Consider the following 18977-nt stretch of genomic DNA (forward strand, 5'->3'; position numbering starts at 1 on the left):
GCGGACACGACGGCTCAGGCCGCCTCGCTGTCCCTGAACAGGCGCGCGAACCCCGCCACCACCAGCACCCCCGCCGCCATCACCAGGACGAAGAACCCCCACGCCAGCGGCCACACCGCCGCGTCCGGCTGCGGGTGGCTGTCGAAGGAGACGTACATCAACGTCGCCGGCGGACCCGCCACGAGGAGCAGCGCCAGTACGAGGCGGTCGCGGAAGCCGAAGTAGGCCGCCAGGGACAGCATCGAGAGGGCCAGGACGGTGACTCCGAGCGCCGTCACCGGTGACGTCTCGTTGATCGCGCCGGGTGTCTCGGCACGGTTGCGCAGGTCCCAGGGGAGGCAGAGGAGATACGCCGCCGCCGAGAGGCCCATGCCCAGCGCGCGCGTCGCCCAGCGCCGCAGGGGCGGGCTGCCGGGCAGGGACGTCAGCAGGTTCCGCGGATCCATGCGGCTCGGTTCGCGGCGCGGGCTCACTCGCCCGCTCGTGTTCCGTCCGCTCATGTTCCACCCCCTCATGTTCCGCCCGCCCATGTTCCGTCCGCTCATGTTCATCGACTTTGCCGTCATGGGTACGAGCCTGCCGACCCGGCCGGGGGGCGCGACAGAGTACGCGTACTCAGACCCGCGGCCGGAAAGGGCAACGGCCCTAAGCCCCAGACCCCAGGCCTGAGGCCTCAGGCCCCAGCGCCCCTAGCCCCCTAGTCCCCTCGCCCCCTCATCCCCGCGTCCCCCTGAACGTCATCCGGTACGCCCCCGGCGACACCCCGAGCCCCGCCTGGAAGTGCTGCCTCAGCGACGCGCCCGTGCCGAAGCCCGCCTCTGCGGCGATGCGGTCGACCGTGCGGTCCGTCTCCTCCAGGAGCTCGCGGGCCCGGTCCACGCGGCGCTGGGTCAGCCACTGCATCGGCGTCAGGCCCGTCTCCTCGCGGAAGCGGCGGCTGAAGGTGCGGATGCTCATGGACTCCCGCTCGGCCATCCCGGCCAGCGTCAGGGGTTCGGCCAGGCGGTCCTGGGCCCACTCCCGCGCCCGGCCCGTCGACGTCAGGCGCGGCTCGGCCACCGGGCGCCGGATGTACTGGGCCTGGCCACCCTCGCGGTGCGGGGGTACGACCGTGCGGCGGGCCACGTCGGCCGCCACCGCCGCGCCCTGGTCGCGGCGGATCATGTGCAGGCAGAGGTCGATGCCCGCAGCCTCGCCCGCGGAGGTGAGGACCTCGCCCTCGTCCACGTACAGGACATCGGGGTCGACCGTCACGCTCGGGAACGTGCGGGCGAAGAGGTCCGCCGAGAGCCAGTGCGTCGTCGCCCTGCGGCCGTCCAGGAGGCCCGCAGCCGCGAGGACGAAGGCGCCGGTGCAGATGGAGGCGATACGGGCGCCGGTGGCGGACTCCAGCGCGCTCGCGAGGGCGGGCGGCAGCTCGCCCGGCCGCAGCGACTCGTCCTGCTCGTGCGAGGCGGGGACGATCACCGTGTCCGCCGCGGCCATCGCCTCGGGGCCGTGCTCGGCGTGGACGGGGAAGTCCGCGTCCGTGCGGATCCTGCCGGGGGTCAGGGCGCAGGTCGTCAGTTCGTAGAGGCGCGCGCCCCGCGGCGAACGCGCGTTGCCGAACAGCTGGTGGACCAGGCCCAGCTCCATGGGCAGTACGCCGTCCCTGACGAGGACCGCCACCCGGTGGACGCCCTCATCTGCCTCTGCGCTCATCCCTGGATCTTCCCATCCGGGCCGGGCCGGACCCATCCGAGCCGGGGACTACGCCTGCGCCTACGCCTCCGCCTCCGACAGCGGCCTCGCGATGTCCTCCAGGGACCGCTGCTCGGCCTTCACCGCGAACACCGCCGCGACGAGCCCCGCCGCGCACATAAGGCCCGCGCCGATCTGGAAGGCGAGCACCGTGTCGCCGACCACGCCCGTCTCGGTCAGCTTGGCGAAGATCAGCGGGCCGCTGATGCCTCCCGCCGCCGTACCGATGGCGTAGAAGAAGGCGATCGCCATGGCGCGGGTCTCCATGGGGAAGATCTCGGAGACCGTGAGGTACGCGCTGCTCGCGCCCGCCGACGCGAAGAACAGGACCACGCACCAGCAGGCCGTGAGCGTCACCGCGCTCAGCGAACCCCGGTCGAAGAGCCAGGCCGTGCCGAAGAGCAGGACACCCGACACGATGTACGTCGACGAGATCATGATCCGGCGGCCGACCGTGTCGAAGAGCTTGCCGAGGAAGAGCGGGCCCAGGAAGTTGCCCGCCGCGATGACGGCGAAGTAGTAGCCGGTGCTGCCCGAGGGGACGTCGAAGAACTTGGTGAGGATCGCGCCGAAGCCGAAGGTGATCGCGTTGTAGAGGAACGCCTGGCCGACGAAGAGGGACAGGCCGAGCACCGCGCGCTTGGGGTAGTCGCGGAACACGGTCTTGGCGATGAGGCCGAAGCCGATGCTCTTGCGCTGGTGGATGGTGATCTCGCGGTCGGGGCGCGGCAGGGGTTCGCCCTTCTCCTCCTCGATCTCCCGCTCCACCGACGTGACGAGGGCGTCCGCCTCCTCGCCGCGGCCGTGGATGAACTGCCAGCGCGGGCTCTCCGGCACATGGCGGCGTACGAGCAGGATGACCAGGCCCAGGACGACGCCGAGGGCGAAGGTGAGCCGCCAGCCGAGGTCCTTCGGGAAGATGCTGGTGTTCAGCATGAGGACCGAGAGCAGCGAGCCGCCGATCGCGCCGAGCCAGTAGCTGCCGTTGATGATCAGGTCCACGCGTCCGCGGTACTTGGACGGGATGAGTTCGTCGATCGCCGAGTTGATCGCCGCGTACTCGCCGCCGATGCCGAAGCCGGTGAAGAAGCGGAAGAGGAAGAACCACCAGGCGTCGAAGGAGAGCGCGGTCAACGCGGTGGCGGCGAGGTACACCGCAAGGGTGACCATGAAGAGCTTTTTTCGGCCGAATTTATCGGTGAGGCGGCCGAAGAAGAGGGCGCCCGCGCAGGCCCCCGCCACGTACAGGGCGGCCGCGGTGCCGGTCACCTGGGCGGAGCTGATGGCGAGGCCGCTGCCCTCCTCGGAGAGGCGGCTCGCGATGTTGCCGACGGTGGTGACTTCCAGGCCGTCCAGGATCCAGACCGTGCCGAGGCCGATCACGATCATCCAGTGCCAGCGGGACCAGGGCAGCCGGTCCAGGCGGGCGGGCACGGCGGTGGTGATGGTGCCATTTCCGGACCCGGAGCCGGTGCCGGTGCCATTTCCGGACCCGGTGCCGGCCCCAGTGCCGGTCCCGTTCTCGTTCTCGGCGCGCTCTCCGTCGGGCGGCGGCGGGGCGGGCGTGGGCGACGCGGTCATGGCGGGCGGCTCCTTCCGCTGCTCCCACGTCGCCGGCACTCTGCTGCTCCCGCGGCTCCGGGCGACGGCCCTCCCGGCATCGGCGTCGGGAGAGCTACTCCAGAGTGCCCAGCAATGGCTTCCTCACGCGCGCCGAAGCGGCCCGGGATCACCGGGAGCCGCCGGACACCGGGAGCCCCCGACGCCTACGCCCCCAGCAGCCGCGACACCGAATAGATCGCGAGCCCCGCCAACGCGCCCACCACCGTGCCGTTGATCCGGATGAACTGCAGGTCGCGGCCGATGTGCGCCTCGATCTTCTTCGACGTGTGCTCGGCGTCCCAGCCCGCGACCGTGTCCGTGATCAGGGAGGTGATCTCGTCGCGGTACGTCGTCACCACGTACACCGCCGCCCCCTCCACCCAGCCGTCGACCTTCTGCTGGAGCCGTCCGTCCGTCGCCATCCGCGAGCCGAGCGAGAGCAGCGCGGCCCGCACCCGCAGGCGCAGCTCGCTGCGCTCGTCCTCGGCGGCGGCCACGATCATCTGGCGTACGGCCGACCAGGCGGAGGCGATCAGGTCCTGCACCTCACCGCGGCCAAGGACCTCACGCTTGAGGCGCTCCACGCGCTCGCGGGTGTCGGAGTCGGACTGGAGGTCGGCGGCGAAGTCGGCCAGGAAGCGGTCGACGGCGCCGCGGGCGGGGTGCTCGGGCATGTCCCGCATCTCGGCGAGGAAGCGCAGCAGCTCCTTGTAGACCCGCTCGCCGACCTTCTTGTCGACGAACCGCGGGGTCCAGCCGGGGGCGCCGCCCTGCACCGCGTCCATGACGGACTCGTCGTGCATCACCAGCCAGTCGTGTGCGCGCGTGCAGACCAGGTCGACGACCCGCTTGTGGCCGCCGTCCGCGACGACCTTCTCCAGCATCTTCCCGATGCCCGGCGCGATCTCCTGGGCGTCCGCGCGGCGCGTGATGGCCTCGCCGACGACCGCCTGGACGTCGGAGTCGCGCAGGACCGTCAGGGCGCCGCGCAGGGCCGTGGCCAGCTCGGCCGTCACCCGGTCGGCGTGCTCGGGGTCCGCCAGCCAGGTGCCGAGGCGGCCACCGATGCCCACGGCCCGCAGCCTGCCGCGTACGACATCGGACGAGAGAAAGTTCTCACCCACGAAGTCGCCGAGCGAAGCACCCAGTTGGTCCTTCTTGTTCGGAATGATCGCCGTGTGCGGGATGGGCAGGCCGAGCGGGTGGCGGAAGAGCGCCGTCACCGCGAACCAGTCGGCGAGCGCGCCGACCATGCCCGCCTCGGCCGCCGCCGCGACATAGCCCGCCCAGGCGCCCGCGCCGGAGTTCTGCGCCCACTTGGCCAGTACGTAGACGAGTGCGACGAAGACGAGAAGGCCCGTCGCGGTGATCTTCATCCGGCGGACGCCGCGCCGCTTCTCCTCGTCCGCGGGGCTGTACGTGAAGCCACCGCTCTCCGGAATTGATCGGTTCGTGCGTTCCACTCAGTCCACCTGGCCCGTTCGCGTGGTTAGCGGCGTCCTCATCCGTATTGTCCCCGTCTCTCGGCGTCCCTTCCTGACCGACTCCTGGAACGGACCACAAGTTCCCGGCGTCTGAATGGTCGGAGGGGGGCAGTGTCGGCCGCCTCACGGCCCATGACGCATCATGGGGTGATCACATCGGAGCCTCGATCGGGCTCCCCCTGCTCGAGGAGACACAGCCCGCATGACCAAGCGTCACGGTTATGCCCTGCTTGCCGCGGTCCTCGCGGTGATAGTGGTGATTTCCGCCGCCATATACCTCGGTGTATCCACCGACGACGGATCTCAGGACACCATCAGCGCGGGGTCACGCAGCCCGCGCAGCTCGGCGGCCCCGGCCTCCGCCGGTGCCTGGGTCGGCACATGGGCCGCATCCCCCGCGGCGGCCGAACCAAACACGCACCGCAACGGCTTCGCGGGCCGCTCGATCCGTAACGTCGTGCACACCAGCGTCGGCGGCGACAGCGCCCGCATCACGCTGTCGAACCTGTACGGACAGCAGCCGCTGAGCATCACCCACGCCTCCATCGCCGTCGCCGTGGGGTCGAACAACCCGGCGGCGGCACCCGGCACCCTGCGCCGCCTGAACTTCAACGGCAACACGTCCGTGGTGATCCCCGCGGGCCAGCAGGTGATGAGCGACGCGGTCCGGCTGCGCGTGCCGCACGACGTCGACCTCCTGGTCTCGACGTTCTCGCCGACCCCCTCGGGCCCGGTCACCTTCCACCCGCACGCCCGCCAGGTCAGCTACGTGGCCGACGGCGACCGTACGGAGGACCCGAACGGCGCCGCGTACACCCAGCAGAGCACCTCCTGGCGCTACCTGTCGGCCGTGGACGTCCTGAGCAACGAGTCGGACGGCACCGTCGTCGTCTTCGGCGACTCGCTCACCGACGGCATCTCCTCCACCATGGGCGCCAACGCCCGCTGGACCGACACCCTCTCCGATCGCCTGCGCGACGAGGCCGGCGGCCCGCGCTACGGCGTCGTGAACGAGGGCATCAGCGGCAACCGCGTCCTGTCGGACGGCAACGGAACACCCGCGGACAACCCGAGCGGGCTCTCGCGCTTCGACCGTGACGTGCTCGACCGCACGGGCGTCAAGGCCGTGGTCGTCGCGCTCGGCGTCAACGACATCCTGCGCAACCCGCACCAGAACAACCCCGACCGCATCATCGAGGGCCTGCGGGAGCTGACGCGCCAGGCGCACACGCGCGGGCTGCGGGTCGTCGGGGCCACCCTGATGCCGTTCGGCGGCCACCGGGGGTACGAGCCGGGCCTGGAGAACGTGCGCCAGGCGGTGAACGAGCAGATCCGCGACGGCAAGGTCTTCGACGAGTTCGTCGACTTCGACCGGGCGCTGCGCGATCCGTACGACCCCCGCAAGCTGCGCGGCCAGTACGACTCGGGCGATCACCTGCACCCGAGCGACGAGGGCTACCGCAAGATGGCGGCGACGTTCAACCTGACGCACCTGCGCGGGTCCGCGGCAGCCGAGCTGTAGCCGCCCGCCGAGCCGGAGCCGGGGCTCTCCCCCGGCTCAGCCCCGCTCCTCGCGCCTGCGCGTCTGGATCTCGCGCCGCTCCTCGCGCCTCTCCAGACGCTCGCGGCGGCGCTCCTCCCTCTGGCGCAGCTTCTCGGCCCTGCGGATCTTGCGGTCCACGCCGACGCCGCCCATCAGGGCGAATCCCTTGACGACCACGCGGGGCGAGCCGGGGCTGCCCTCGCCGGTCGCCTTGTCGTCGAAGCCGCCCATGAAGCCGAAGCCCTTGACGACGACGGTCATCTCCGGCGGCACGATGACCTGCATGCCGCCCATGACGGTCCAGCAACGGATCTCCACGTCGCGCTCCGTGAACCGCGCCTCGCGCAGGTCGATCTCGCCGCCGCCCCACACCGCGATCCCGTCGAACTGCCGGCCGACCACCCAGCCGCCCTTGCGGCTGAAACCGCCCCAGAAGGCGAAGCCGAGCTTCGACGTCGGTTCGCCGCCCACCATCCGTTCGGACCAGTCGACGGCGGCGGGATCGTCGCTCACCGGGCCCTTCACCATGGAGATCTTGGCGCCCGCCGCCGGCAGGTCCCGCGTGATCGGTTCGAGCTCGCCGTACGTACGGGCCTTGTACGTCGCGTCCAGGCGCTCCTCGAACTCCTCCATGTCCAGGCGGCCCTCGGCCACCGCGTCACGGAGTCGTTCGGCGACGCGTTCGCGGTCGGCGTCGGCGGCCCGGAGGTCCGGGAGATGAGGCTGCTCGTCGGTCATGCGAGCAGCCTACGAGGTCGCCTTCTCCGCGTACATCTTGGCGATGACCGCCTCGATGTCCGGTTCCCTGACCGAGAGGTCGACCATCGGATACCGCTCGGCGACCCGGGCGACAAGCGGAGCAGCCGAGTCCGCCGCAGGGAAGGCGAGCCACTGCCGCGGGCCCTCCACCTTCACCACCCGCGCCGACTCGACCTCGATGGGCGGGAGTTCACGCTCCAGGTCCACCACCAGGGTCCGCTCGCTCTCGCCCACCTCGTGCAGTCCGGCCAGCGCGCCGTCGTACATCAGACGGCCGTGGTCGATCACCATCACCCGCTTGCAGAGCTGCTCGATGTCGGTCAGGTCGTGCGTGGTGAGCAGGACCGTCGTACCCGCCTGCGCGTTCAAGTCCCGCAGGAACTCCCGCACTTTGGCCTTGCTGATCACGTCGAGGCCGATCGTCGGCTCGTCCAGGTAGAGCACCTCAGGGTCGTGGAGCAGCGCCGCCGCGATGTCGCCGCGCATCCGCTGGCCGAGCGAGAGCTGGCGCACCGGGACGTCCAACAGGGGTCCCAGCTCCAGGAGTTCGACGCAGCGGTCGAGGTTCTCCTTGAAGCGGGCGTCCGGGATCCGGTACATGCGGTGCATCAGGCGGTACGAGTCGATCAGCGGCAGGTCCCACCACAGGGTGGTGCGCTGGCCGAAGACGACGCCGATGCGCCGCGCCAGGCGGGTGCGCTCGCGGGAGGGGTCGATCCCCGCGACCCGCAGCCGGCCGCCGCTGGGCGTGAGGATGCCGGTCAGCATCTTGATCGTCGTCGACTTGCCCGCGCCGTTCGGCCCGATATAGCCGACCATCTCGCCGCGCGGCACGCTGAAGCTGATGCCGTCGACGGCCCGCACCTCGTGCTTCTCGCGCCGCAGGAAGCCGGTCTTTTTCCGTACGTCGAAGACCTTCTCGACGCCGTCGAGCTCAATGAGGTCTGTTTCCACGGCAGTTCAGCTCCCTGTGCTGCGGTACGAACGAAGGCCCGTGCGCCAGGCGAGGCCCGCGAGTGCGAGAAGGAGGGCGGCCACCAGGGGCGGCGTGAAGGCCACCCACGTCGGCAGGTCGAGGGGGTAGGGGCGGCCGAGGACGTACAGCGCGGGGATCCAGTTCACGAAGGCCAGCGGCAGGACGAAGGTGGCGCCGCGCACCAGGTCCTTGGCGAAGACGGTCGGCGGGAACTGGAGCAGCGTGGTGCCGCCGTACGTGAACGCGTTCTGCACCTCGGCGGCGTCCTGCGCCACGAACTGGAAGGCCGCGCCGCCCACGAACACGGCCGCGAAGATGCCCGCCCCGCAGAGCAGCATCAGCGGGACCATCAGGACCTTCAGCGGGGTCCAGTCGATGTCCAGGACCACGAGCGCGTACACGAGGACGAACGAGCCCTGCAGGAGGCGCCCGACCCGGTGCAGCCCGAAGCGGTCGGCGGCGACCTGGGCGATCACCGGGGCGGGCCGCACCAGGAGCGTGTCGAGCGTGCCGTCGCGCACCCGCTTGCCGAGGCGGTCCATGGACCCCAGAGAGAGGTCGGCGAGCCCGAACGAGGTGCAGGTGGCGCCGTACAGGAAGGCGATCTCGGAGAGCGAGTAGCCGCCGAGCCGGTCCACCTGGGAGAACATCAGCAGGATCGCGGCGAAGTCGAAGGCGGTCACCGCGAAGTTGCCGAGCGCGGTCATCGCGAAGGAGAGCCGGTAGGCCATGAGGGAGCGGATCCACATGGCGGAGATCAGCCGGTAGGCACGGAGCCCGTCCCGCACCTGCGTCAGGCCGTTTCGCGCCCGCGTCCGGCCGTTTCGCCCCGGCATCAGGTCAGCCACCCTGGACCACCACCCGTCGCGTGGCCACGGCCTGCAGCAGCCGCCCGGCGGTGAGCAGCGCCGCGGCCCAGCCGATCTGGAAAGCGTACGTCCACAGCAGGTCCGCGCCCGTGTGCTTGCCGAGGAACACGTCGGCGGGCACCTGGAGCAGCGCCGACCACGGCAGGGCGCGGGCGATCTCGCCCAGGGCGCCGGGGAAGACGTTCAGCGGGAGCAGCATCCCGGAGAAGAAGGTGCCGGCGAGCATCGCCACCTGGGTGGTGCCCGCGCCGTCCATCAGCCAGAACGCGGAGAGCGCCACCAGGAAGCGGATCGCGAAGCTGACGAGGGCGCCGAGGAACACCGCGAGGAAGAAGGCGAGCCAGCGCAGTGGCTCGGTGGGCAGGGCCAGGTCGAAGACGAGGGCGCCGACCACCATGGGCACGACACCGCGCCCGAGGAGTTGGAACAGGGCCCGGCCCAGGTCGGTCGCCAGCCACCAGAGCTGGAGGTCGGCGGGGCGGTACAGGTCGACGGCGATGTCACCGGTGCGAATGCGCTCGATCAGCTCGCCCTCGAAGCCGCCGCCCATCAGGGCCATCACCGTGAGCAGCGCCTGCCCCAGCCAGACGAACGTCAGTGCCTGCGCCTGGTCGTAGCCGCCGAGCCCCGGACGCTCGTCCCAGAGCGCGATGTACGTGTACGCGAGAATCAGCCCGAAGACGGTGTTGGTGAACACTCCCGCCAGGGTCGCCGTCCGATATGTCGCGTACCGCCGGAAGCCTCCTCGGGCGACGGCCGCGTACAAGCGGAACCGTCCTGTACGCACACGCATCCCCTTTAGCGAGAGTCTTGACGAGGGCCCGGCCCGTTCCGGACCAAAGGGACGGAGCTTAGTGCGCTCGTCATCGCTCGTGCCAGGCATTTTCGGCGCTCGGCGCGTGCCTGGCGGGGAACGCATGAAGCGACAGTGTGCAATGGGTCGTACGAGGCGTACGTGACGTACGACGCGAACCGGGAGTTCCACGAGACATGAGCAGCGACGAGCCGCATAAGCGGGACGGCAAAGAGCCCGAGGGCTGGGCGCCCCGCGAACCCGTGGATCCCCCGGCCAAGACTCCGGCCAAGACCCCGGAAGAGCCCCCGGCGAGCACCGCCGGGACTCCGGCGAGCACCGCCGGGGCCCCCGCCGCCGGCGCCACCGCCGACGCCCCCGACACGCCCGACACACCCGAGGGCGAGACGGGCAAGAAGGGCAAGAAGAAACGCCCCAAGCGCAAGGGCTGGCGGCGGATCTTCCCCACCTGGCGCATGGTGCTCGGCGGGTTCGTCCTGCTGATCCTGCTCTGCGTCGGCGGCTTCGTCGCGGGCTACATGATCGTGGAGATCCCCCCGGCCAACGCGGCGGCCACCGCCCAGAGCAACGTCTACCTCTACGCCGACGGCACCCAACTGGCCCGCGACGGCGAGGTCAACCGCGAGAACGTACCGCTGAGCCAGATCCCCAAGAAGGTCCAGCACGCCGCGCTCGCCGCCGAGGACCGGGACTTCTACAGCGAATCCGCGGTCGACCCCAAGGCGATGGTCCGCGCCGCCTGGAACACCGTCACCGGCAAGGGCAAGCAGTCCGGTTCGACGATCACCCAGCAGTTCGTGAAGAACTACTACCTGGGCCAGGAGCAGACGGTCACCCGCAAGGCGAAGGAGTTCTTCATCTCCATCAAGCTGGACCGCGAGGTGAGCAAGGACGACATCCTCGCCGGGTATCTGAACACCAGCTACTTCGGGCGCAACGCGTACGGCGTGCAGGCCGCCGCCCAGGCGTACTTCGGCAAGGACGTCAAGAAGCTCACCACCGCGCAGGGCGCCTATCTGGCGACGCTCCTCAACTCCCCCAACGCCTACGACGTGGCGACCCACCCGGAGAACAAGAAGCGGGCCGTGGGCCGCTGGAACTACGTCCTGGACGGCATGGTCAAGGAGGGCTGGCTCAGCGCCGCCGAGCGGGGGACGACCACGTTCCCCAAGCCCAAGGAGGCCAAGGGCTCCTCCGGCCTCTCCGGGCAGCGCGGCTACCTCGTGCAGGCCGTCGAGGACTACCTGACGGCCAACGACATCGTCGACGAGGACACCCTGGCCAGGGGCGGCTACCGCATCACCACCACCCTCCAGAAGAACCGCCAGGACGCCTTCAAGGAGGCCGTCGACGACCAGGTGATGTCCAAGATCGACAAGGACGCCCGCAAGGTCGACCGCAACGTGCGCGCGGGCGGCGCCTCGATCGACCCGGCCACCGGCAAGGTCGTCGCCATGTACGGCGGCATCGACTACACCAAGCAGTACGTCAACAACGCCACGCGCCGCGACTACCAAGTGGGCTCCACCTTCAAGCCGTTCGTCTTCACCTCGGCCGTGCAGAACGGCTCGGTCACCCAGGACGGCCGCCCCATCACGCCGAACACGATCTACGACGGCACCAACAAGCGCCCGGTGCAGGGCTGGGACGGCGGGGCCTACGCCCCCGAGAACGAGGACGACGTCAACTACGGCGACATCCCCGTCCGCACCGCCACCGACAAGTCCGTCAACTCCGTCTACGCGCAGATGGCCGTCGACGTCGGCTCGGACAAGGTCAAGGACACGGCGATCGCCCTCGGCGTCCCGGAGTCCACCCCCGACCTGACCGCCTCCCCCTCCATCGCGCTCGGCCCGTCCACGGCCTCCGTGCTCGACATGACGGAGGCGTACGCGACGCTCGCCAACCACGGCAAGCACGGCACGTACACGATGGTCGAGAAGGTCACCAAGGACGGCCAGGAGGTCGAGCTGCCGGAGAAGAACACCGCGCAGGCCGTCAGCCGCGAGGCCGCCGACACCACCACGTCCATCCTCCAGAGCGTCGTCGACGGCGGCACCGGCACCGCGGCGCAGGCCGCGGGCCGCCCGGCGGCGGGCAAGACCGGCACCGCCGAGGAGGACCAGGCCGCCTGGTTCGCGGGCTACACCCCCGAACTCGCCACCGTGGTCTCCGTGATGGGCCAGGACCCGGAGAGCGGCGCGCACACCCCGCTGTACGGCGCCCTGGGCCAGCCCCGCATCAACGGCGGCGCCTACCCCGCCCAGATCTGGGCGCAGTTCACCAGGGACGCCCTGGAGGGCGAGCCGGTGAAGGACTTCGACCTGGAGCTGGAGGAGGGCGCCGACGTACCGGTCCTGCCCGACCCCTCGGGCGTCGAGGAGGACCCGGCGACCGGCGGGGCGGCCACCGGCGGCGACGACGGCACGCAGGGCCAGGACGAGGGCCAGACCCAAGGTCAGGACCAGGGCCAGACCCAGGGCCAGGACCAAGGGCAGACGCAGGGCCAGGACCAGGGGCAGACTCAGGGGCAGGACCAGGGGCAGACCCAGGGCCCGACGGACGGCGGCGCCACCGTCGACGGCGGGGCGGCCGACGGAAGCACCACGGCCGATCCGGGCGCCGCCCAGGGCCAGACCGACGGCTCCGCCGCGGACGGCGGAGGGGGCGTCGACGAAGGGGCCCTGGGCGGCCTCACGGACAACTCGGCGGCCAGACGGAAGGGCGAGGCCGGCCAGTAGCCGCCGGGAGGCTCAGTGCCCCGAGGTCGCCTTCAGACCCACGACGGCCACGAGCAGCAGCACGACGAAGAAGATCCGGGCGGCGGTGGCGGGCTCACCCAGCACCATCATGCCGACCACCGCCGCACCGGCCGCACCGATGCCGACCCACACGCCGTACGCCGTACCGATGGGCAGCGTCTTGGCGGCATGCGAGAGCAGCAGCATGCTCGCGACGATTCCGAGGCCGGTGAACACGCTCGGCCACAGCCGGGTGAACCCCTCGGTGAACTTCATCCCGATCGACCAGCCCACTTCGAGCAGACCGGCGACGATCAACAGAACCCAGGCCACGACGGCACCTCCGACACATAGGACGCGCTCTCGCGTCACTTGAATGGGGGTGCGTCGTCTTTGCGGAAACCCGGTACGGCGCGTCTCGTCGGGGTCCTTAAAAGGTAGCAAAGAACGCGCAAAAGGGGCTGGTGACGATGGTCACCAGCCCCTCGCGTACATCTAGACCGCTATACGTCCAGGGACCGCTACAGATACAGCCCGGTCGAGTCCTCGGAGCCCTCGAACCGGTCGGCGGCCACCGCATGCAGGTCGCGCTCGCGCATCAGCACGTACGCCACGCCCCGCACCTCCACCTCGGCCCGGTCCTCGGGGTCGTACAGAACCCGGTCACCCGGCTCCACCGCCCGCACGTTCTGCCCGACGGCGACGACCTCGGCCCAGGCAAGACGCCTGCCGACGGCGGCGGTCGCGGGGATCAGGATGCCGCCCCCCGACCTGCGCTCGCCCTCGCCGGTGTCCTGCCGCACCAGCACGCGGTCGTGCAGCATGCGGATGGGCAGCTTGTCGTCGTGGGTGCTGTGTCCCTGGCTCTTGGCGCTCACGCCCCGAACCTACCTGCCCGCGGCGCGCCCGGACGATGCCGGGTCAGCGCTTGCGGCGGCGCGAACTCACCGTGAGCAGCCCCACGAGGCCCACGACCACCAGCGCCACCGGCACGACGCGCTCCAGACGCGGCGCACCGTCCTCGGTCACCAGCTGCGCCCGCACGTCGGAGACGACGCGATTCGCGCCGACGTACGCCCGACCGAGGGTGTTGTCCACACTGGCGACGACCTTGGCCTTCGCGTCACCGACGATCGTCTTCGGGTGGACCCGCACCCCGATCTCGTCGAGCGTCTCGGCGAGCGTCTCGCGACGGCGCTTGATGTCCGCCTCGATCTGCGCCGGGGTCCTGATATCCGACGTGTCCGACACCGCGCTGCCTCCGTGGTCGTGTCCCGCTGCCTGATCCTTCTGTACGTATCGCCGACAGTCTGTCAGCTCCGGGCCCACCGCACCCCACGGCACCCCTATTACGCTCGACTCCGTCACCACACGTTTTACGAGCACCCTGTGCGATACGAACATCCTGTGCGAGGAGACCGAAGATGAGCGAGCGACTCACCCCCGGCGACACGGCCCCGGCCTTCACCCTGCCGGACGCGGACGGCAAGGAGGTCTCCCTGGCCGGCCACAAGGGCCGCAAGGTCATCGTCTACTTCTACCCGGCCGCCCTCACCCCCGGCTGCACCAAGCAGGCCTGCGACTTCACCGACAACCTGGACGTCCTCGCGAGCGCGGGCTACGACGTCATCGGCGTGTCCCCCGACAAGCCGGAGAAGCTGGCGAAGTTCCGCGAGCAGGAGAACCTCAAGGTCACGCTGGTCGGCGACCCCTCCAAGGAGACCCTGGAGGCGTACGGCGCCTTCGGCGAGAAGAAGCTGTACGGCAAGACCGTGACCGGCGTCATCCGCTCCACGATCGTGGTCGACGAGTCGGGCAAGGTCGAGCACGCCTTCTACAACGTCAAGGCGACCGGCCACGTAGCCAAGATCATCAAGGACCTGGGCATCTGACTCCCGGGGGCACTCCCCCGCCCCGCACCGACTGTGACGAACGCCCTCTTCGCGAGGGCGTTCGTTTGCGTCGGCCATCTTCGAGCAAGTGATGCCAGGAGGATTGTTCGCAGAACGGAAGGACTACCCATGGCGGCCCACGACGAGGCAGAGGCCGATACAGAGGCCGTGAAGCGTCACCGCACCCTCTTTCGCGCCGCCAAACGGCGCGCGAATCCACCGCTGCGCCGCACGGACATCACGGTCACGGACGATGCCGCGGTCAAGCGGGCGGTCAAAGCGGCCTCGCTCGGTAATGCCATGGAGTGGTTCGACTTCGGCATCTACAGCTATCTGGCCGTCACCATCGGACACGTCTTCTTCCCTTCCGGGAACGACACGGTCCAGCTGATCTCGTCGTTCGCGACCTTCGCGGTGTCCTTCCTCGTACGCCCCATCGGCGGCATGGTGTTCGGCCCGATGGGCGACAAGATCGGCCGCAAGAAGGTCCTCGCACTGACGATGATCATGATGGCGATCGGCACCCTCGCCATCGGCCTGATCCCGTCCTACTCCACGATCGGCTTCTGGGCCCCGGTCCTGCTGATCTTCTTCCGCCTCGTGCAGGGCTTCTCCACGGGCGGTGAGTACGGCGGCGCCTCCACCTTCATCGCCGAGTACGCCCCAGACAAGCGCCGCGGCTACTTCGGCAGCTTCCTGGAGATGGGCACCCTCGCCGGCTACGTGGGCGCGGCGGGCCTGGTCCTCATCCTCAACTCGGCCCTCGGCTCGGCGACCATGGACTCCTGGGGCTGGCGCATCCCGTTCCTCGTCGCGGGCCCGCTCGGCCTGGTCGGCCTCTACCTGCGGCTGAAGCTCGACGAGACGCCCGCGTTCCAGAAGATGGAGGACGCCACCTTCCACTCGGCGTCCGAGGGCGCCTCCACGGTGGAGACCACCGCCAAGGGCGACCTGGCGAAGATCTTCTCCAACTACTGGCCGACGCTGATCCTCTGCATCGCCCTGGTGGGCGCGTACAACGTCACCGACTACATGCTCCTGTCGTACATGCCGACGTACCTCTCGGACGAGCTCGGCTACGACGACTCGCACGGCCTGCTGATCCTCATCGGCACGATGATCGTCCTGATGCTGATCATCAGCCAGGTGGGCAAGCTGTCCGACCGCTTCGGCCGCAAGCCGCTCCTGATGACGGGCATGGTCAGCTTCTTCGTCCTCTCGATCCCGGCGTTCCTCCTGATCAAGCAGGGCAGCCTGGTGGCGGTCTCCGGCGGCATGCTCCTGCTGGGCCTCTCCCTGGTCTGCCTCCTGGGCACGATGTCGGCGACGCTCCCGGCCCTGTTCCCGACCTCGGTCCGCTACGGCTCCCTGTCGGTCGGCTACAACATCTCCGCATCCCTCTTCGGCGGCACGGCCCCCCTGGTCATCACGTCCCTGATCAGCATCACGGGGACGGACATGATCCCGGCGTACTACTCGATGGCGGCGGCGCTGGTGGGCATCATCGCGGTGGCCTGCATGAAGGAAACGGCCCAGAAGCCCCTGTCGGGCTCGCCCCCCTCGGTGGAAACGAAGCAGGAGGCAGCAGACCTGGTGGAGGCGGCAGCACCTACACCGAAGTTCTGACCCCCTCCCTCTCCCCCTTCCAGCCCCGGAACGGCCCGCCCCACGCAAAGTGAGGCGGGCTGTTCCGCATTCCGGTGGTGACTGTCCGATTGTCGGTTCGTTACTCCGTACGGGGCTGCGAACGCGCGGCCGGATGGGGAGGGGAACGATGGGGGTTCGCTACACCCGCGAGCTGCTGGAGGAAGCAGCCCGGGAGACCAGGACCTGGGACGAGGCGGTGCGGTGGTGCGGAGGTGTTCCCACACCCGGCAGTCGCCGCTACCTGCGCCAGAAGATGGCATCGGAGGGAATCGACACGTCGCATTTCCCGAAGCAGTGGGTGCGTCACACAGAGGACCAACTCCGTCAGGCGGTGGCGCGGTCCGTGACCGTGCGGGAGGTCGTGCGCTGCCTCGGCATCAGCAATGTGGGCGGCAATCAGGCGCACATCAGCCGCCGGATAGCCGCTCTCGGAGTCGACACATCGCACTTCGTCACTCCACGCGGCAGGCCCAAGGGCTCTCTGGGGCCGGTGCTCGCTTTGAGGTCTCCGGACTACGGGAGGGTCCCTGGCACGCGGCTTCGCCGGGAGCTGCTGCGGGCAGGGGCATCCGAGAAGTGCACGGAGTGCGGTGTCGGCACCGAATGGAACGGCAAGCCACTCCGGCTGGAAGTCGATCACATCAACGGAGACTGGTGGGACAACCGCCCCGGAAATCTCCGCCTCATCTGCCCCAACTGCCATGCGGTGACGGATACATATCGCGGTCGCAAGCGGAGTGGCGCGTGAGCCAGGTCAAGTACCCCCGCATGACGCTGGCCCGCATGGCGCCCACCTGCACCAGTCTGGTGGATCTGATGCGCCGACTGGGAATGCCGATGGGGTCAGGCCCTCGCCGATACCTGCGTGATCGCCTCCGGCATTACGGGATCGACACCAGGCATTTCCGCGAGGAGCCGCTGCCCGAACGCTCCCCCCGCTCCTACGCGAAGGAAACTCTGGCGGATGCCGCAGCGCACTCCTCCAGCATCCGGGAAATGTTCCTGCACATGGGCATCCCGCCGGAGGACGGCCCTTACGGGCACATCAAGAAGAAGCTGGACCAGTTCGGAATCGATACAAGCCACTTCACCTGGCGGCACGGCGAAGCCGCCGACAGCCTCTTTCCACGTGCGGATCTCGCACGTGCGGTTGCCGAGTCCCACGGACTGGCCGAAGTGATGCGGGCGTTGGGCTGCTCCCCATTCGGTGGCGCCGGACGCGCGAGGGCCGTACGCAGCATCGAGGCGTACGGGCTTTCGACCGCCCACTTCGTCGGACAAGGGCACAACGCCGGCCGCTCCGGAGCCAATCGCAAGAGCGCCGACGCGATCCTGATCCGGCTCGGTTCGGACGCAGGCCGCACCCGGACCATCATGCTGCGGCGGGCTCTCGACGAGGTCGGCGCACCACGCGTGTGCGGGGCGTGCGGCTTGGGTGAGACCTGGCAGGACAAGCGCCTCACCCTGGAGATCGATCACATCAACGGCGACCGTCTGGACAACCGCCGGGAGAACCTCCGCTATCTGTGCCCTTCCTGCCACAGCCAGACAGGAACCTTCTCGAACCGTCGCCGCGCGGCACAGTAGAGTGTCCGGGCGGGGCCCGTATCCCAGCTGGTAAAGAGGATGCCGGTTTAGATCCGGTATGTCGTGGGTTCGAGTCCCACCGGGCCCACGCAACGAAAGGGCGCGACGTCTGAACGTCGCGCCCTTCCTCGTACGCTCCTCAGCCCAACAACTCCCGCACCACCGGCACCAGCGCCCGAAACGCCTTGCCCCGGTGGCTGATCGCGTTCTTCTCGGCGGCTGTGAGCTCCGCGCAGGTGCGGGTTTCGCCCTCCGGCTGGAGGATCGGGTCGTAGCCGAAGCCGCCCGAGCCCGAGGGGGTGTGGCGCAGGGTGCCCAGGAGTTGGCCCTCCACCACGCGTTCCGTGCCGTCCGGGAGGGCGAGGGCCGCCGCGCAGGCGAAGTGGGCGCCGCGGTGGGTGTCGGCGTCGATGTCTCCCAGTTGGGCCAGGAGCAGGTTCAGGTTCGCGGTGTCGTCGCCGTGGCGGCCTGCCCAGCGGGCGGAGAAGATGCCGGGGGCGCCGCCCAGGACGTCGACGCAGAGGCCGGAGTCGTCGGCGACCGCGGGGAGGCCGGTGGCCTTGGCGAGGGCGTGGGCCTTGAGGAGGGCGTTCTCGGCGAAGGTGACGCCGGTTTCCCTGACGTCGGGGATCTCGGGGTAGGCGTCCGCGCCGACGAGGTCATGGGTGAGGCCTGCGTCGGCGAGGATCGCCTTGAGTTCCGTGATCTTGCCGGCATTGCGGGTGGCGAGGATGAGGCGGGTCATGACGACCAGTATCCGGGCTCCCGCGAGTGCTACGGCGTGCAGACCTTCGTCAGTTCGCCCGCCGCGTCCACGACCGGGCTGAGGTTGGGTGTCGCGTCGCCCTTGTCGATGGAGTCGCGGACGTTGTCGACGGCCTTCTGGAGGTCGTCGATCGCCTTGTTCACGTCGGTGCTCTCGGTCTTGTCGCCGATCTCGTCGATGTTCTTGTCGATCTTGTCGAGTGCCTCGTCCGCCTGCGCGGGGTCGTCGCCGGCATTCTCGACGGCCTGCTGGAGGTCGGTGACGCTCTCGGCGATGGTGTCCGCGGTCTGGACGCAGTCGAGCGCCTTGTTGACTGCGTCGCAACCGACAAGGCCGATGCCCGCCGGGACGGCGATGAGTACGGACGTGATGGCGATGGCGATACGGCGGTGACGCGCGGCCATGCGTGGATCCCTCCCCGGGTGCTGATACAGGCGCACGGCATTGCCCGTGCGCCTGTATCGGTAAGAACGCGTGTGGGGGGTCCGATGGTTGCTTGTTCGGCCACCCGGTTGGCCGGGCGATCGGCCGGGCGGTTGGCCGGCCAACCCGGTGGC

At 69.8% G+C, this 18977-nt stretch carries 19 protein-coding genes, 1 tRNA gene and 1 riboswitch; of the genes, 7 read left to right on the top strand and 13 right to left on the bottom strand.

All coding sequences use genetic code 11. The features are described from left to right. Positions 1-14: 14 nt before the first annotated feature. The 4 genes from ACFUPX_RS26885 to ACFUPX_RS26900 all read right to left on the bottom strand — a co-directional run bounded on the left by ACFUPX_RS26885 (position 15) and on the right by ACFUPX_RS26900 (position 4718). The gene (locus ACFUPX_RS26885) at positions 15-500 is read right to left on the bottom strand and encodes a hypothetical protein (protein ID WP_383327770.1); all 486 of its coding nucleotides are present in this window, start codon (positions 498-500) and stop codon (positions 15-17) included. Positions 501-714: 214 nt separating this feature from the next. Beyond that, the gene (locus ACFUPX_RS26890) at positions 715-1701 is read right to left on the bottom strand and encodes a GlxA family transcriptional regulator (RefSeq protein WP_383327773.1); all 987 of its coding nucleotides are present in this window, start codon (positions 1699-1701) and stop codon (positions 715-717) included. Between the two features lie 60 nt (positions 1702-1761). Continuing rightward, positions 1762-3321 (bottom strand): MFS transporter, encoded by a 1560-nt coding sequence (locus tag ACFUPX_RS26895; protein ID WP_383327776.1) that lies wholly within the window; start codon positions 3319-3321, stop codon positions 1762-1764. A gap of 185 nt (positions 3322-3506) precedes the next feature. Beyond that, on the bottom strand, positions 3507-4718 hold the full coding sequence (locus tag ACFUPX_RS26900) for a DUF445 domain-containing protein (protein WP_383327831.1): 1212 nt from the start codon (positions 4716-4718) through the stop codon (positions 3507-3509). A 310-nt stretch (positions 4719-5028) separates the two neighbouring features. Between ACFUPX_RS26900 and ACFUPX_RS26905 the strand changes: the two genes are divergently transcribed. Further along, the gene (locus ACFUPX_RS26905) at positions 5029-6348 is read left to right on the top strand and encodes an SGNH/GDSL hydrolase family protein (RefSeq protein WP_383327779.1); all 1320 of its coding nucleotides are present in this window, start codon (positions 5029-5031) and stop codon (positions 6346-6348) included. Between the two features lie 36 nt (positions 6349-6384). On the opposite strand, the gene ACFUPX_RS26910 is transcribed toward ACFUPX_RS26905, so the two are convergent. From ACFUPX_RS26910 to ACFUPX_RS26925, 4 genes are read right to left on the bottom strand one after another with little or no spacing between them, the layout of a single operon-like run. After that, positions 6385-7107 carry a DUF1707 domain-containing protein gene (locus tag ACFUPX_RS26910; protein WP_383327782.1) on the bottom strand — a complete coding sequence of 241 codons (723 nt, stop codon included), beginning with the start codon at positions 7105-7107 and terminating at the stop codon, positions 6385-6387. Between the two features lie 9 nt (positions 7108-7116). Further along, positions 7117-8082 (bottom strand): ATP-binding cassette domain-containing protein, encoded by a 966-nt coding sequence (locus tag ACFUPX_RS26915; RefSeq protein WP_383327785.1) that lies wholly within the window; start codon positions 8080-8082, stop codon positions 7117-7119. A gap of 6 nt (positions 8083-8088) precedes the next feature. Further along, positions 8089-8940 (bottom strand): ABC transporter permease, encoded by an 852-nt coding sequence (locus ACFUPX_RS26920; protein ID WP_383327787.1) that lies wholly within the window; start codon positions 8938-8940, stop codon positions 8089-8091. Between the two features lie 4 nt (positions 8941-8944). Beyond that, on the bottom strand, positions 8945-9766 hold the full coding sequence (locus ACFUPX_RS26925; protein WP_383327790.1) for an ABC transporter permease: 822 nt from the start codon (positions 9764-9766) through the stop codon (positions 8945-8947). A 197-nt stretch (positions 9767-9963) separates the two neighbouring features. Here ACFUPX_RS26925 and ACFUPX_RS26930 point away from each other — a divergent pair, with 197 nt between their 5' ends. Beyond that, positions 9964-12528: a transglycosylase domain-containing protein gene (locus tag ACFUPX_RS26930; protein WP_383327793.1), complete on the top strand. Its 2565-nt coding sequence runs from the start codon at positions 9964-9966 to the stop codon at positions 12526-12528. A gap of 12 nt (positions 12529-12540) precedes the next feature. Here the strand turns inward: ACFUPX_RS26930 and ACFUPX_RS26935 are convergent, their stop codons facing one another. The 3 genes from ACFUPX_RS26935 to ACFUPX_RS26945 form a co-directional block, all read right to left on the bottom strand. Then, positions 12541-12861 (bottom strand): multidrug efflux SMR transporter, encoded by a 321-nt coding sequence (locus tag ACFUPX_RS26935; RefSeq protein WP_249589693.1) that lies wholly within the window; start codon positions 12859-12861, stop codon positions 12541-12543. A 48-nt stretch (positions 12862-12909) separates the two neighbouring features. After that, positions 12910-12979, bottom strand: a riboswitch (guanidine-III (ykkC-III) riboswitch). Between the two features lie 70 nt (positions 12980-13049). Beyond that, complete coding sequence (locus tag ACFUPX_RS26940; RefSeq protein ID WP_107101836.1) at positions 13050-13352, bottom strand: co-chaperone GroES; 303 nt, start codon at positions 13350-13352, stop codon at positions 13050-13052. 97 nt (positions 13353-13449) lie between these two features. After that, positions 13450-13779, bottom strand: a complete 330-nt coding sequence (locus tag ACFUPX_RS26945) for a DUF3618 domain-containing protein (protein ID WP_383327796.1) — start codon at positions 13777-13779, stop codon at positions 13450-13452. A 173-nt stretch (positions 13780-13952) separates the two neighbouring features. On the opposite strand from ACFUPX_RS26945, the gene bcp reads away from it, so the two are divergent. The 5 genes from bcp to ACFUPX_RS26970 all read left to right on the top strand — a co-directional run bounded on the left by bcp (position 13953) and on the right by ACFUPX_RS26970 (position 17742). Then, a complete protein-coding gene (gene bcp, locus ACFUPX_RS26950; RefSeq protein ID WP_383327799.1) occupies positions 13953-14420 on the top strand; it encodes a thioredoxin-dependent thiol peroxidase in 468 nt (155 codons plus the stop codon). A 129-nt stretch (positions 14421-14549) separates the two neighbouring features. After that, positions 14550-16046 (top strand): glycine betaine/L-proline transporter ProP, encoded by a 1497-nt coding sequence (gene proP, locus ACFUPX_RS26955; protein ID WP_383327802.1) that lies wholly within the window; start codon positions 14550-14552, stop codon positions 16044-16046. 148 nt (positions 16047-16194) lie between these two features. Next, entirely contained in the window at positions 16195-16815 is a 621-nt protein-coding gene (locus tag ACFUPX_RS26960) for an HNH endonuclease (protein WP_383327808.1), read from the top strand. After that, positions 16812-17654, top strand: coding sequence for an HNH endonuclease signature motif containing protein (locus ACFUPX_RS26965; RefSeq protein ID WP_383327810.1), 843 nt, complete (start codon positions 16812-16814; stop codon positions 17652-17654). The genes ACFUPX_RS26960 and ACFUPX_RS26965 overlap by 4 nt, the downstream gene beginning before the upstream one ends. 12 nt (positions 17655-17666) lie before the next feature. Beyond that, positions 17667-17742, top strand: a tRNA-Leu gene (locus tag ACFUPX_RS26970). 51 nt (positions 17743-17793) lie between these two features. Here the strand turns inward: ACFUPX_RS26970 and rdgB are convergent. Continuing rightward, positions 17794-18399: an RdgB/HAM1 family non-canonical purine NTP pyrophosphatase gene (gene rdgB / locus ACFUPX_RS26975; protein WP_383327813.1), complete on the bottom strand. Its 606-nt coding sequence runs from the start codon at positions 18397-18399 to the stop codon at positions 17794-17796. A 29-nt stretch (positions 18400-18428) separates the two neighbouring features. Beyond that, positions 18429-18824, bottom strand: coding sequence for a hypothetical protein (locus ACFUPX_RS26980; protein ID WP_383327816.1), 396 nt, complete (start codon positions 18822-18824; stop codon positions 18429-18431). Positions 18825-18977: the final 153 nt, after the last annotated feature.

Origin of the sequence: Streptomyces sp. NPDC057302, from assembly GCF_042667685.1 — a bacterium.
Taxonomy (GTDB): Bacteria; Actinomycetota; Actinomycetes; order Streptomycetales; family Streptomycetaceae; genus Streptomyces.